Below are 14,836 nucleotides of genomic sequence, written 5' to 3'. Positions count from 1 at the left end.
TTTACCGTTACGGTATGGCAATATTACACACAGTGCAAGCAGTTTAAGGTAACGTTATCAATAATATAGGAACTGGGTAACTGATTAATTGCTACCTTTAAATTGTATGGTAAAAGTAGGGTACTTAGGATCATCGGCATCAATCGGTAAGCTGCCAGTATTCAAAACTGCTTGTTTGGCTGCTTCATTGACCGCGCTATCAGGTCCTGAAGCGGAGACTTTGACCACATTGCCGCTCGCATTGACAGTGATGGTTAAGGTGGCGCGCTGAGTCGAGCCTTTGGCAGCGGTTGGCGGGCTATAATTGCGTTTGATTAAATTGATAATTTCACCATTGCTGGCACCGCGACTGCCACTTGAGGCAGAGCGACTACTACCTTTTGCCATACTAGAGGTAGAAGAATCGCCAGAGAGGGTCGACTCACCATCTTCTGATAAGCTAAAGTTTTTACTGGCACTGCCAGAGCTGCCAGTGTCAATCTTTAAATTTTTATCAGTCGCAGTCGGGCGTGGAATATGAGGCGGATTATTTTGTTTATGACGGAAATCACCCAGCTGTTTTTGTTCTTCTATCAGCTTTTCATTTTTGTTTTGCTCTACCTGACCATGCTCTTCTGTCACCGACTCATCTAGCTTGGCTGCCCACTCAGCCATATTGCGCTCGTATTCTTGGTTTTGCTCAAGTAAGCGTTGATGCTGCTCTTCACTCATCAGCATTGGTTGACTGGCAGGATCGTTAGAGCGGGTAAAGACAGGTACGCGCTGAGAGTTTGACTGACTGGTGCTATCGCTAAAACTTTCTGATGATGGGGTGTTTGATGCACTGCTTGCACCGCTGTCAGCTTGCATAGCACTGGCCGCCGCTGCACGGTTGGCAAGGATTTGCCCTTGCATCTCAGCCAGTTGCTCAGGGGATACCATGACCGTCTCAATGCTTTCCACAGTGTCGGTTTTTGTATGTTGATAAGTATAAATAAGTATGCCAATCACCAGACCATGTGCAAGCAAGCTGAGCAGCGTAGGCAGTGTCAGCCCATTGCCTTCAGGTTGGGTCGGCACATAAACAGCAGGCGCATTATTCATGGCAGTGATACTCATGGACAGGGTATTGAAAGACAAGGTTCATCAGATTATTCACTTATTATAACAAACGATACTAACAATAGAATTGATTACAATGAAGGTGTGGGTAAGGGGGCGCCCGTTAATAATCCCACCTTTTGGATACCTGCTTGTTGCAAGCTTGCCATCAAAGTCATGATGGCGCCATATTGATTGTTTTGGTCGGCGTTGATCATCACTTGTAAAGGCTGCGCACCTGCATTGCTGCTCTGCGATTGCAGATTAGACAAGGTATTAATCAGCTCGGGCTCACTAATTGGCAAATCAACATTGTTTTCATAACTGATAAAAATCTCGCCACTGTCAGTTAAAGAGACAATCACGGGTAGTTGACTTTGACTCAAGGTATTGGTTTGCTCTTTTGGCAACTCGACATCGACGCCGGTGATCAACATTGGCGCTGTCACCATAAATATCACCAGTAGCACCAGCATGACGTCGATATAAGGAACGACATTCATCTCCGCATTCAGCGCTTTTTTTTCACGGCGATAAGGGTTTGGTTTCATAGCCCTGTCACCTGACTGGCATTGCTGTTAAGGGCAGTGTCTCTGTCTATCACGCTTTGAGCACTGGTCTCACGCTGGAGCATCCCTGTCATCTCATCGCAGAATAACGCGCGTGAATCGTACAAGCGGCTCGATTTGGCCGTAAAGTGGTTGTACGCGAGCACAGCAGGAATCGCTGCAAATAAACCCATCGCCGTGGCAATGAGTGCTTCCGCGATGCCTGGCGCAACAGAAGCGAGAGTCGCCTGTTCCGTTTGAGAGAGTCCCAAAAAGGCATTCATAATACCCCATACTGTGCCAAACAAACCGACATAAGGTGCGACTGAGCCGATACTGGCTAGGGTCGTGAGCCCAGATTCTAATAACTGCTGCTGACGTCCTAAACCGACCCGCAGCTTACGCTCAACCCCATCGATAATGTCATCTTTTGGCTGGCGTTTTTTGTGCATTCTTAAGTATTCAGAAAACCCGACATAAAATATCTGCTCAAGCCCTTGGCGCTCAGGCGAGCCTTGCACACCTTGGTACAACTTTGCCAAATCTTCACCCGACCAAAACCACGTTTCAAACTGTTGATCAAAGTTCCTAGCCGTACCGAGCCGTGCACTCATACGAAAAATAATCACCCAACTGAGCAAAGACGCTAATAATAACAGCGCCATCACAATCTGTACCAATAGACTGGCTTGGGTAATAAGGTCAATAATATTTAATGATTCAGGCATGTAATGGACTCACGGGTAATTAACAATAACTGGCATAAGCGTCACACGCAGACCAGATAAGACCTCTGACAACTCAAGATGTAGGACAGCAAAGTATCGTTCGTTGCATTCTGTACACTTATATCAACCGACTAGTGTACTGCTAAATGAAGAAAAGGTCATTTTTTTAAAACCTAGATTCAAATAAGAAGTGCAACGTTTTAAAAGAATGAGTTGAAGAGTAAGATGTGCCGTGTTGCATTTCAAACTTCAACTCCTACATATCAGAACGTTATGAAACACTATACACATCTTACCCAAGAGCAAAGATATCAAATATCAGCGCTATTGCAAGCTAAAAAGAGTCTCAGTGAAATAGCTAGAATTATCGACTGTCATAAATCAACGGTCAGTCGAGAGATAAAGCGAAATATAGGACAAAGGGGTTATCGCCCCAAACAAGCCCATCGATTGGCAAACGCGCGCAAAGTTGTGAATAGCTCACAGATCAGCCGCTTTGGCTGGTGCTATATTGAGCATCTACTCAGCAAACACTACTCACCTGAGCAAATCACAGGGCGACTGAGGATGCTGGGTTGGCAAGAGGTCCCAAGCCATGAATCGATATACCAACACATCTATACTGACAAAAAGGCAGGGGGTAACTTACATAGCGCCCTTAGATGTCAAAAGCGTTATAAGAGACGGTATCTGCAAGGCAATGATAGGCGCGGAAAGATAGCGAACCGCTGTGATATCAATGACCGTCCCAGTATCATTGAAGCGCGCAGTCGTATGGGCGATTATGAAGGGGATACGGTGGTTGGTCGTGGACATCAAGGTGTGCTTGTCACTCTAGTGGATAGAACAACTCGAGAGACTAAGATCAAAGCGCTACCCAATCGCAAGGCAGTAGCCGTCACACAAGCTTGCATTGGCATGCTAAAAGGTGAACAGGCGTTAAGTATCACCTTTGATAACGGTAAAGAGTTTGCTGACCATGAAACGATGGCAACAGCGTTGAAGGCTGATATTTACTTTGCTCAGCCTTATCATTCTTGGGAGCGTGGAACGAATGAGAATACCAATGGGTTAATTCGTCAGTTTCTACCGAAGTCAATGCGTCTGGATAACCTATGCATGCACTTAGTTCAGTCGATTGAAGACAGTTTAAATAATCGACCTAGAAAGGTGCTAGGGTTTAGAACGCCTCTTGAGGTAAAATCTAGCTTCGGGTGCGTTGCACTTCAATGTTGAATCCAAGAAAGCTTAAAGCGAAAAAAAAGCGTTTTATTGATAGAGTTATGATTTTTATCGATATAAGGTAGGTTTGCAGGCTAGATTATTCTATAACACGACTATTATCCAATAATAGAATGACAGTACAGTCTTATTTTCGTTTTAAACGCGTAAGGCACGGGTAATGATTGAATTTGTAGCTCAATTTCTCTAAAATATTGCTCTTTGTTACCGCTGCCTTTTGATTATGACGTCGCAACTTGCTTGCTGACGTCATCTTTATTTTAGGCGCCACTAAATTTGTTCTTTCACTAGCAAGCTGGGCGCGACACTTATGAATGCAATTGAACGCTATTTTGGGATCAACGGTGAAAACACCACGGTCAAAACGGAAATCCTAGCCGGTATTACGACCTTTTTGACGATGGCTTACATCATCTTTGTAAACCCCAATGTATTAGCAGAAGCGGGTATGGACAAAGGTGCGGTGTTCGTTGCTACTTGTTTGGCAGCGGCAATAGGCTGCTTTATCATGGGTATTTATGCCAGACTGCCGGTGGCATTGGCGCCAGGTATGGGCTTAAATGCCTTTTTTACCTACGGTGTAGTGCTGGGCATGGGCTATGCGTGGCAGACCGCATTAGGAGCAGTATTCTTATCAGGGTGTTTGTTTATCCTTTTGAGCTTATTTAAGATACGCGAATGGATTATTAATGCCATCCCTACCAGTCTGAAGCAAGGTATCGTTGCCGGTATCGGTGCATTTTTGGCGTTTATTGCTCTGCAAAGCTCCGGCATCATCGTTGGACGTGATGCGACGTTAGTGATGCTTGGGGACATGACTTCATTTCCACCCATGATGGCGGCCTTAGGCTTTTTCATCATTATTGGTCTGGTCTATAAAAAAGTCCCAGGCGCGGTTACCATTGGTATATTGTTCATCACTTTGGTTAGTTTGGTGACGGGGCATACGCAATTCACTGGTATCATGTCGGCACCGCCACCCATTGCCCCAACGTTCCTACAGCTTGATATCGCGGGCGCGTTTGATATTGGTATGATCAGCGTTATTTTTGCTTTCTTATTCGTTGATTTGTTTGATACAGCGGGCAGCTTGGTTGGTATTGCCAATAAAGCAGGGCTTATCGATAAAGACGGCAACATCCCTAATATGGACAAAGCCTTATTGGCTGATTCAACCGCTACGGTTGCTGGTGCCATGCTAGGTACTTCTTCAACGACCAGTTATATTGAAAGTGCGTCAGGAGTTGCTTCAGGTGGTCGTACGGGTCTGATGGCAGTGACTGTCGGTGTGCTGTTTTTGCTCAGTATTTTCTTTGCACCATTAGCCGGTATGATTCCTGCTTATGCCACGGCAGGGGCGATATTCTATGTGTCGGTATTGATGTTGTTCACGCTAAAAGACATCAATTGGGAAGATTTGACCGAAGCCGCACCAGTCGCAGTTGTATTGCTATTAACGCCGCTGACATATTCTATCGCTGATGGTATCGCGCTTGGTTTTATTACCTTTACCGCGGTGAAGTTGATGACGGGTAAATTCTCTGAAATTACAATTCCTGTCTGGGTTTTGACAGCGATTCTTTTGGCAAAGTTAGTATTGTTATAAATGTCTGATGGTATGACATTGCCAATAATAGGGTTATTGGTTTTTAACCTTATTAGTATTTTGAATTTTAACCCTCTTTATTATTGAGTAATAAGGAGGGTTTTTTTACGTTTGAAAGAAAGTCATTGGTCATAATTAGCGGAAAATATTCGACTCAAAAAACAATTAATAACCAATAGTAAACAAAAAATTATAACTAAAGCGTCATTACCAATAAATTATAGATAACTAATTGTTTTTAAAAGATATAATTATTGACTTAAATCCTAAATATCGTTAGTTCGAAATTTTTTTTCATGATACCATAGCTAGGTTAAGCGCATCACCTCAATCAACGCCGTAGAGGTTTTTCTTACAGTGAATTAGCGCCGTATAAGATGACGGATTTGGGCTCATTAGCGTGATAACTTATGGTTATTATTTTAATAAGGTTCGACCTTGAGCTATCAATCGCACTCCTTTCACTACTGACAAGAAGAAGGCACTAATGCCGCTTAGCTGTTCGTTGTTGCCTTTATATTGTTAACGTAGCCCGTTTAACACTCGAACGACCTACTTAAACGTTTCCAGCTTATGCTGGATTTGCTCGTTTTGCGATGGCGCCGTTTGGTCTTTTGATTATTGTTATGAGCCGCAGTCAATAGTTCCTATTGAATATCGTAGGATTATAGGCAGTAAGCTTGCGCAATCAGTTTTCCTCATTGACCATTTATCATGGTTTTTAGACGATAGTTATGGAGTTGGTATGAACCCAGTAGAGCAGTTTACCCCGAGAGAGCCGATTTTATTTAACCCGGTCGATATGCTATCGCCAGCCTATATTGATCAGTCCGCAGATGAGTTGTATGCGCGCATCTCACCTTTGTATAGTGTCGATGAGCAGCGTTGGTTGTCTGACTTATTACCACTTGCTAAACCCAGTGATGAAGAGCGTGAGGCGGCTAGTAATCAGACGCGCCAGCTGGTTGAATATGTGCGCAATGATGGCAAAGCAATCAAAATGGTTGATTCGTTATTGCTTGAATACAGCCTTGATACGCAAGAAGGTATTTTGCTGATGAGCTTGGCCGAAGCCTTGATTCGCGTGCCAGACAATTATACCGCTGATGCGTTGATTCGTGACAAGATGAGTGTGGCGGACTGGAAAAAGCATTTAAAAGATGACAATGGTTTTATGGTCAATGCCTCGACGTGGGGCATGATGATGACGGGCCGTGTCGTCAGTATCGACAATAGCACGACTGCTTCAGGATTTTTGGATCGAATGACCAAAAGAATGGGTGAGCCAATGATTCGGGCGGCGATGCAAAAAGCCATGCGTATTATGGGGCATCAGTTTGTCCTTGGTGAGACGATTGAAGACGCCAACAAAAACAGTCAGCCGTATCGTAATAAAGGCTATACCTATTCGTTCGATATGTTGGGTGAAGCGGCGATTACCCATAGAGACGCCGAAAAATACTTTAACGACTATTTGCATGCGATTAAAGCAACTGCCAATGTCAAAGTTCAAGAGGGCATGCCAAAGCCGTCAGTTTCTATCAAGCTGTCTGCACTGCATCCACGTTATGAGGCCACGCAAGAAGCTCAGGTGTTGGGATTATTGCGTCAGCGTTGCTTATTGCTGATCGAAGCGGCACGCGAAGTGGATGTGGATTTGAGCATCGATGCCGAAGAAGCCGATCGCCTAGAGATATCTCTAAAGCTGTTTGAGTCGCTCTATCGTGATTCGCTAACTGCTGGTTGGGATGGACTGGGTCTAGTGGTGCAAGGCTACTCTAAGCGCGCCATTGCTATTTTTGCTTGGCTTGCACGCTTGGCAAAAGAAGTTGGCGATCGTATCCCGTTACGCTTGGTTAAGGGTGCTTATTGGGATACTGAGATTAAACTTGCCCAACAAAAAGGCTTGTCAGGATATCCCGTTTGGACGCGTAAAGAAGGCACAGACACCGCTTATCTGGCCTGTGCTCGCTTCTTGTTGTCTGAGCATCTGCGCGGACTTATTTGGCCGCAGTTTGCGACCCATAATGCTCATACCTTGGCATCAGTGATGACCATGAGTGCGCATAGAGATTTTGAATTTCAGCGTTTGCATGGTATGGGTGATGCGCTTTATGACCATATCTTACAAACATACAAGATTCCTGTCCGTATTTATGCTCCAGTTGGCGCGCACAAAGACTTACTGCCATATTTAGTACGCCGTCTGCTCGAAAATGGCGCGAATAGCTCATTTGTGCATCAGTTGTTAGATAAGTCTTATCCGATTGATAAGCTGACGGTACATCCGTATGACAAGCTAGTAGCCAATGATACGTTAAACAATCCAGAGATTCCGTTACCTTTAGAGATTTATGGCGATCGCCGTGCCAGCTTTGGTCCCAATATATTTGTAGAGTCGCAGTGGCTATTATTCAAAGCCGCGATTGACAGTCATTTAACAAAGACATGGTCCGCGTCTCCTATCATCAATGGGCAAGCAATTCATGACTCTTCAGTGGATGGTAAAGCTCAGAAGCTTGTTAGTCATACAGTGCGTGCGCCGTGGAATCATGAAGTTATCGCAGGCGACGTACAATACGCCAATGCAGAATTGGCGCGTCAAGCCATTGATGCCGCAGTAGCCGGACAAAGCGCGTGGCAAGCAGTGCCAGCGGCAAAACGTGCGGCAATATTGCGCAAAATCGCTGACCTCTACGAAGAAAACTATGCTGAACTAATGGCCTTGTGCCAAGTTGAAGCTGGCAAGACCATGCAAGACAGTATTGATGAGATCAAAGAAGCCGTTGATTTCTGCCGTTTTTATGCGGATGAAGCAGAACGCTTAGACGCAAAAGCGCATGAGTTTACCGATTTATCTGGCAAGCAATCGCGCCAAGTGTATAAAGCGCGCGGCACCTTTGTATGCATTAGCCCTTGGAACTTCCCATTGGCTATTTATACCGGTCAGATTGTGGCAGCACTTGCCGCCGGTAATACCGTTGTCGCAAAACCTGCTGAGCAAACCAGCTTAATCGCGCATTTCGGTGCGCAGCTGATGTATCAAGCTGGGGTGCCAGTCGAGGCGCTACAGTTTGTCACTGGAGCGGGTGAAGTGGGTGGGGCATTAACCGCCGCTGACAATTTATCTGGTGTCATCTTCACTGGTTCGACCCAAACCGCGCAACGTATCAATCAAAGTCTAAATGATCATGCGCAAGCCAGCGGGGAGCTGCCCGTGTTTATCGCTGAGACAGGTGGTCAGAACGCCATGATTATCGATTCGACAGCCTTGCCTGAACAAGTGGTCAGAGATGCCGTACTGTCTGCCTTTGGCTCGGCAGGTCAGCGTTGTTCAGCTTGTCGCATACTATGTGTACAAGAAGAAGTGGCTGATGAGTTGATTGAGCTACTGCAAGGCAATATGGCTGAGCTAGTCGTGGGTAACCCGCTGTATGCAGCTACCGATGTCGGCCCAGTCATTGATAATGATGCCAAGCAAGGTCTTGAGGCGCATATCGAACGCATGGTCGCTGAGCCAACGGCGAATATCTTGGCGCAGACACCGATGAGTGCCAGCTCGGTTGTGAGTCAAGAGCAGTCTACCTTTGTGTTACCAACCGCGATTGAAGTCAAAAGTATCGACGTGATTGGTGGTGAGCATTTCGGCCCGATATTACATGTGCTACGTTATCAAGCTCGGGATTTAAACAAGCTTATCGATGCTATCAATGCTACTGGCTTTGGCTTAACGTTAGGTATTCACAGCCGTATTGAAAATATTGTTGAGCATATCGAACGCCGTGCCTTTGTCGGTAATACCTATGTCAACCGTAACCAAATCGGTGCAGTCGTTAACGTCCAGCCTTTCGGTGGCTGTGGTCTATCGGGCACGGGTCCAAAAGCGGGTGGTCCACATTACGTCGCCCGTCTCATGCAGCTAAGCTCTGAGTCAGTCGCTACTGAGCAAACAAGTGCTACTAAGCAAAACACTGCTACCAATACTAAAACAGAATCACTTACTCAACCAGAAATCGCATAAGGAGCAGCAACATGGCGACTGAATTTAAAAAAAATCATGCCCAGGTTTGTGAAGCTTGGCGATTACTTAGCGCAGTCAATCGCGCCACTTATCTTGAGGCTGCGATACCTAAGCTGGCTTTGCTGACTGGTGATGCCAACAAGGCAAAGCGTCTATTCCATCATTTATTGAACGCCGCGCCCAGTCTGGATAAAGTACAGCGTATGACGGGTGCAACAGGTGAGTCCAACGACTTATATGTCACTGGTCGTGGTAAAACGATGGTCATCGGCGGTGAGTCTGCGCGGGCGATGGCAGTACTTGGACAGCTAATCGCTGCATTACTGACGGGCAATGAAGTGATATTGCATTGTCCTAGTCAGGCTGAGATGTGTGATGAGGCAGCAAAAATACTTTATGACACTGGTATTAGCGATGATGTATTGAGTGTGGCTAATGATTCGCAAACGATTACGCTGTTATATATTGATCGTCTCGCCCAAGTTGCTGTTGCAGGTAATAACAGTGAAATACAGACAATCAGTCAAGAGCTTGCCAATACGGATGGTATTTTGACGCAAGTGATTGCCGTGACCGATATGGAAGGCATGTCAGAGATGCTAACGCCTGATTACCTCCATCGCTTTGTTACTGAGCGGGTAAGAACGATTAATACCACCGCTATTGGTGGTAATGCGAGCTTGCTTGAGCTTGGTACTTAGCCAAGGATTTAAGTAATGTCTGATGTCACAATAAAGACTCTAACTTAAAAAGTAATATGCATTAAAAAACCGATATCTGAATCAATCAGGTATCGGTTTTCTTATGGTTGGATAAGCCAAATTTAATAAAATCGCATTAAAAGCTATTCAGCCGCGTCGATCCATACCCAGCCGTTCTCTAGCCATTCGCTCAAGTCATCTGCATCAATATCCGTCACATCTTGGCTATTTAGGTGTTCGCCATTTGCCAAACGCACCAATACAGCGCCTGCTGCCTCGTCAAGCCCATCGATACGCTGACCATTGGCATACAGCGTGATGCCATCATTAGTCAAGCTATAGAGCAAGCGATTGCTATAGTCAGCTTGCAACGTGGCACCTTCTGCTAGAGCTTGTATCAGCTCATCGGTATCTAACGTCTCTTCTGGCATCAGTGCATCATACTGGCGCTTGCTCACGACTTCAGACACTGCTTGACGAATGATATCGTCGCCGTGCTCAGACTGTAGCATTTGTAATAGCTGATCTTTGACGGCACTAATGCTGCTCGCTTGCAATTCACCTGATGCTTGCAGCGCTTGTGGCAACAGCATTGGGACGAATAAGTCGCTATCGTTGGTGGCGATATCAGCTAAGCTGTCGATGATTTGCATCAAGTTTGGACGACGACAGCCAAAAGAGAATGTCAAGCAATCATCTTGAGCAACCCCAAAATGCGACAGCTTCGGCGGCACATAGAGTACATCACCGGCCTCCAATATCTCATCAAAAATAATCTCGCCCATATCATCAAACAATCGAATCGGCTCATCGGCGACGAACTCAGTATTTTTATCACAGAATTTGCCAAGCTGCCAACGTCTAGACCCAAATCCTTGCGCTAAAAATACATCATAATCGTCATAATGCTTACCAACTGAGCCACCTTTGGGCGCGTATGAAACCATAATATCATCACGTTGCCACTGCGGAATAAAGTCAAAGGCTTGCCACAATTGCCCAAGCTCAGGTGACCACTGTTCCATATTCTGAACCAGCACAGTCCATTGTTCTGGCAAGTTATCAAAATCAGTTTCAGCCAATGGGCTTTTCTTAAGCTTCCATTGTGGCTGGCCTTTTTGCTTAGTTGCAGCTTGGATAAGCAGGCGCGCCGAAGCGTCTTCTTCAAGTGCTAGGCCAAGCATGTCTTCTGGCTCAAACATTCCAATCAATTGCGGTAAACCTTGCTTGATAAGTAATGGTTTTTTTTGCCAATAGTCATTTAAGAATTGCTCAGGCGTAATAGAGTCGGGTAAACAAAGGGAAGTTGAGGTCATTAATACATCCAGATTCAAAGAGAGTTATAAGATTAATCGTGAGGAGTGCTTTATAGGAAGGTTTTAATAGTTTATGATTATCGCCTATCTGATTGCCAGTCTTATTAACGTTAATGGCTACTGTCAGAGCATCCCATCAATCGTAGGAAATTTATGAAAAAATTACATTTTATTGTCATCATCGCTAGCGTGTTTTTACTACAAGCCTGTGTACACAAGATAGTGACCGTACCTGCCAAAGTTGCTTATAAAACCACCAAGGGCGTGGTAAAAGGTACCGTCGCTGTGGGCAAAGCTATCATACCGGGCGACAGTGATGACGACAAAAAGGACGATTAACTTATTCTTTAGCAATCGTTTTGTGTCTGTTTTAAAAGGCTGTTATTTAACGGTTATTGTTAAAGCTACGAGTTTGAATAGAAGCCTTAAATAAAAGAATGCCTGCCGCAATCAGCCCACCGAGGAGCGCTAATGCCATGTCTTTGTGGGCATCCCAAATATCGCCTTGCTGACCATTGTAAGCCTCTGCCGCTTCTGGTGATAAAGTCGCTGCAATTCCCCATTCAAGTAGCTCGTACAGCAGACTCGATGACATATTAATCATGAGGGCGATAGCGACTAAAAGCTTGATGGATGATATCTTAAAGATAGATTTTGAGCTTTCAACCATCGCATTGAACAGCAATAGCCCGTAGCTAAAATGTACGAGCCTGTCATACATATTGCGCTGCCAACCAAACAACTCGTTTAGGCTTATACCAAATAGCCGCTCTGTCCAGTTATCATAAGGCACATACGAATATAGATAGCGTGCGCCTATGATATGAATGAGGAGGAATATTGAGGCAAGGGCATAGGAGCGTGAGCTAATATGCCAGTAGCGATACGCAAACAGCATTAATGCCAAAAACAACAGCGTGCCTAATTGATGGAGTAGGTAGCTTGACCACTCTAGAGGCTCAATGCTTGCCAGTACCATGACGATAAATACCGCTACAGTACTGACAATGACAGAGTTAAAGTTTCGATGCATTTGCACGCTTCTTTAATTATTAGCAATTATTCATAGCTAATGATTAAAGCTTAGCAATCCACTCTTTAATCGTACGTGCTTGCTCAGCTGCATTACCGATATAGGTCGCTGGAGTTAGTTCACGTAGACGTGTTTTATCCGCATCGCTAACGGCTGCTAACTCGTCACTTTCAACGAATGTCAGCATCGCTTCGCGAGTCATGGCATTACCACGAGTTAAGGCTTTAAGTTTCTCATAAGGGTTCTCAACGCGGTAGCGGCGCATCACTGTCTGAATCGGCTCAGCCAATACTTCTTGTGCTTGATTAAGGTCGTCATTTAAGCGCTGTGCATTTAACTCAAGTTTGCTCACACCTTTTAAGCAAGCGTCAAACGCAATCATGCTCTGTGCCAGACCAACACCGATGTTACGTAGTACGGTTGAGTCTGATAAATCGCGCTGCATACGTGAAATCGGCAGCTTTTCACCCAAATGAGCAAGCATGGCATTAGCAACGCCTAGATTACCTTCAGAATTTTCAAAGTCAATTGGATTGACTTTATGCGGCATCGTCGATGAGCCCACTTCGCCGTCTTTTAGGCGCTGCTTGAAATAGCCTAAGCTAATATATTGCCAAATATCACGGTTAAAATCGATCAAGATGGTATTGAAGCGTCTTACTACATCAAACAACTCAGCAATGTAATCATGTGGCTCGATTTGCGTGGTGTAAGGATTAAAGGTCAGCTCTAAACGCTCATTAATGAATTGCTCAGCATGCGTTTGCCAATCAACATCAGGGTAAGCTGAGAAGTGCGCGTTATAGTTACCGACTGCACCATTGATTTTGCCCAACAGTTCAACGTCACCAATTTGTTTGATTTGACGGGCTAAGCGATAAGCGACGTTTGCCATCTCTTTACCGAGCGTCGTTGGGCTAGCCGTTTGACCATGTGTGCGTGACAACATGGGTTGATCAGCATGGGTAATCGCCAAATCAACGATGCTATCTGTGACTTGCTGCATTTTAGCAACGACGATTTCGCGGCTGTCTTTTAGCATTAATGCATATGATAGATTGTTGATATCTTCACTGGTACAAGCAAAATGAATAAACTCTAGGCTATCTTCTAACTGCTGATTCCCGCGAAACTTATCTTTAATAAAGTATTCGACCGCTTTCACATCATGATTGGTCGTCGCTTCGATGTCTTTAATCGCTTGCGCATCCGCTTCACTAAAACCATCAACGATGCTGTTTAAAAAGGCATTGGTATCGGTATCAAACGCCGCCAACTCACCAATCGCGCTATTATCTGCCAATGACTGTAACCAGCGAATCTCAACCGTTACGCGGGCTTTAATAAGCCCGAATTCAGATAAATAAGGGCGTAGGCTGTCAGCTTTAGAGGCGTAACGACCGTCAATTGGGGAGAGTGCGGTAAGGGGAGTCATAGTGATGCCTTAAAATTGAAATAAGTGAATCAATGCATAACCTAGCATGGATATTTTAGTCGCACAATTATACCCTGATTGGAGGTGAAATTTGGATAAAAATGAGGCGTGTTATCAATACTACAGAAAAATTTTTGTTCGAAGAGACTTTAGAGGATAAAAAGAGCTACATCTACTATGGTTTGTAATGACAATAAGATGCCATAACGATAGGTGTTAGGAAGTTTATTCTACAAAAGGATCGCTCAAAGAAAGAAATTACGTAGAAGGCGCGATGACAACGAAGTTGATCCAATTGAATTGAGATAAAGCTATCCTAGCTTGGATTGATCGGCAGTCGATTCAAATACGAAAAATAGAGTTTAGGAGGATCCAAACTCTATATATACGATTAATAAGGGTTAAGGGTTAGAGTTAGTCGCACCGTATTTGGTATTAAAGTAGAAAACTCGTTGAGCTCTTTCTGCAATTGAAAGTATTTTGGTCTTAACTGGAACATCATTTTTGCCTACCTTGGCACTATCGGTAGCGTAGTCATCAGAATTATAGGTTGGAACGGCTAATACTGAGGAGACAGTGGCATTGTTCACTCCAGCTTTTTGTAATGTGTCACTCATCACAAAATTGCTGACGGGCAAATTGGCGCGATTAGTCGGTATTATTCTATAAGCAATACATTGACCGGGGTTGACATTGACCAAGGTATCTTTGCTATATACTAAGTTGTTCTGCGAGGAAGGAAGTAATGTTGAGATACTACAATTATTTAAGGCCTGCTCTTTTTCTAACACTAAGGCCTTGTTTGCTTCAATTACTCTGCCAAAGTTATTGTTAGGGTAGCTATATTTATTGGAGGTAAAGCCAACTTGTTTATTGCCACTGGTAGTACGGATAGGATAGTCACTATTATTATCTTCAATAATACAGACAGAGTTTCTATTACCAATTTCTGTGACGGGTATAGTGAACCGATATACGCCAGCGTCAGCTGTTGTTAATGTTTGGGTGGCATAAGTCGTCGTAGGGTTATCACAATCATTTACTAGCCGGGGAGTTTCCTAAAAACTGTGTAACTGCTTATAATCCACTAACTGGAGAATAAGCAATGACTACTCAATCTGACATT

General features: G+C 44.5%; 12 protein-coding genes. 5 read left to right on the top strand and 7 right to left on the bottom strand.

Annotated elements, in window-relative coordinates:
• Positions 1-84: 84 nt before the first annotated feature.
• Genes AAEY79_RS09980 through tolQ form a run of 3 tightly spaced genes read right to left on the bottom strand, consistent with a single transcriptional unit; the run spans position 85 to position 2,356 of the window.
• Entirely contained in the window at positions 85-1,119 is a 1,035-nt protein-coding gene (locus tag AAEY79_RS09980) for a cell envelope integrity protein TolA (RefSeq protein ID WP_227693050.1), read from the bottom strand.
• A 53-nt stretch (positions 1,120-1,172) separates the two neighbouring features.
• A complete protein-coding gene (tolR, locus tag AAEY79_RS09975; RefSeq protein ID WP_025653296.1) occupies positions 1,173-1,631 on the bottom strand; it encodes a protein TolR in 459 nt (152 codons plus the stop codon).
• Entirely contained in the window at positions 1,628-2,356 is a 729-nt protein-coding gene (gene tolQ / locus AAEY79_RS09970; protein ID WP_025653297.1) for a protein TolQ, read from the bottom strand. The genes tolR and tolQ overlap by 4 nt, the downstream gene beginning before the upstream one ends.
• Positions 2,357-2,629: 273 nt before the next feature.
• On the opposite strand from tolQ, the gene AAEY79_RS09965 reads away from it, so the two are divergent.
• The 4 genes from AAEY79_RS09965 to AAEY79_RS09950 all read left to right on the top strand — a co-directional run bounded on the left by AAEY79_RS09965 (position 2,630) and on the right by AAEY79_RS09950 (position 9,926).
• Entirely contained in the window at positions 2,630-3,592 is a 963-nt protein-coding gene (locus AAEY79_RS09965; protein ID WP_201583582.1) for an IS30 family transposase, read from the top strand.
• 316 nt (positions 3,593-3,908) lie between these two features.
• Positions 3,909-5,204, top strand: coding sequence for an NCS2 family permease (locus AAEY79_RS09960; protein WP_025653299.1), 1,296 nt, complete (start codon positions 3,909-3,911; stop codon positions 5,202-5,204).
• A gap of 745 nt (positions 5,205-5,949) precedes the next feature.
• Positions 5,950-9,225: a bifunctional proline dehydrogenase/L-glutamate gamma-semialdehyde dehydrogenase PutA gene (gene putA / locus AAEY79_RS09955; RefSeq protein WP_352288200.1), complete on the top strand. Its 3,276-nt coding sequence runs from the start codon at positions 5,950-5,952 to the stop codon at positions 9,223-9,225.
• An 11-nt stretch (positions 9,226-9,236) separates the two neighbouring features.
• A complete protein-coding gene (locus tag AAEY79_RS09950; RefSeq protein WP_352288197.1) occupies positions 9,237-9,926 on the top strand; it encodes a 1-pyrroline-5-carboxylate dehydrogenase in 690 nt (229 codons plus the stop codon).
• A 143-nt stretch (positions 9,927-10,069) separates the two neighbouring features.
• Here AAEY79_RS09950 and AAEY79_RS09945 read toward each other — a convergent pair whose 3' ends face one another.
• A complete protein-coding gene (locus AAEY79_RS09945) occupies positions 10,070-11,242 on the bottom strand; it encodes a cupin domain-containing protein (protein WP_350588483.1) in 1,173 nt (390 codons plus the stop codon).
• 153 nt (positions 11,243-11,395) lie between these two features.
• Here AAEY79_RS09945 and AAEY79_RS09940 point away from each other — a divergent pair, with 153 nt between their 5' ends.
• Complete coding sequence (locus tag AAEY79_RS09940) at positions 11,396-11,581, top strand: NF038104 family lipoprotein (protein ID WP_025653303.1); 186 nt, start codon at positions 11,396-11,398, stop codon at positions 11,579-11,581.
• A 46-nt stretch (positions 11,582-11,627) separates the two neighbouring features.
• On the opposite strand, the gene AAEY79_RS09935 is transcribed toward AAEY79_RS09940, so the two are convergent.
• The 3 genes from AAEY79_RS09935 to AAEY79_RS09925 all read right to left on the bottom strand — a co-directional run bounded on the left by AAEY79_RS09935 (position 11,628) and on the right by AAEY79_RS09925 (position 14,501).
• Positions 11,628-12,275, bottom strand: a complete 648-nt coding sequence (locus AAEY79_RS09935) for a DUF2238 domain-containing protein (protein ID WP_173240446.1) — start codon at positions 12,273-12,275, stop codon at positions 11,628-11,630.
• 43 nt (positions 12,276-12,318) lie between these two features.
• A complete protein-coding gene (gene purB, locus AAEY79_RS09930) occupies positions 12,319-13,710 on the bottom strand; it encodes an adenylosuccinate lyase (RefSeq protein WP_350588485.1) in 1,392 nt (463 codons plus the stop codon).
• A 401-nt stretch (positions 13,711-14,111) separates the two neighbouring features.
• A complete protein-coding gene (locus AAEY79_RS09925) occupies positions 14,112-14,501 on the bottom strand; it encodes a hypothetical protein (RefSeq protein ID WP_352288193.1) in 390 nt (129 codons plus the stop codon).
• Positions 14,502-14,836 lie beyond the last annotated feature (335 nt).

This window comes from Psychrobacter sp. GW64-MNA-CIBAN-0177 (genome assembly GCF_040309585.1).
Taxonomy (GTDB): Bacteria; Pseudomonadota; Gammaproteobacteria; order Pseudomonadales; family Moraxellaceae; genus Psychrobacter; species Psychrobacter okhotskensis.
Note: the sequence above shows the minus strand (reverse complement) of the source record. Positions and strands in the feature narration are given on the sequence as shown.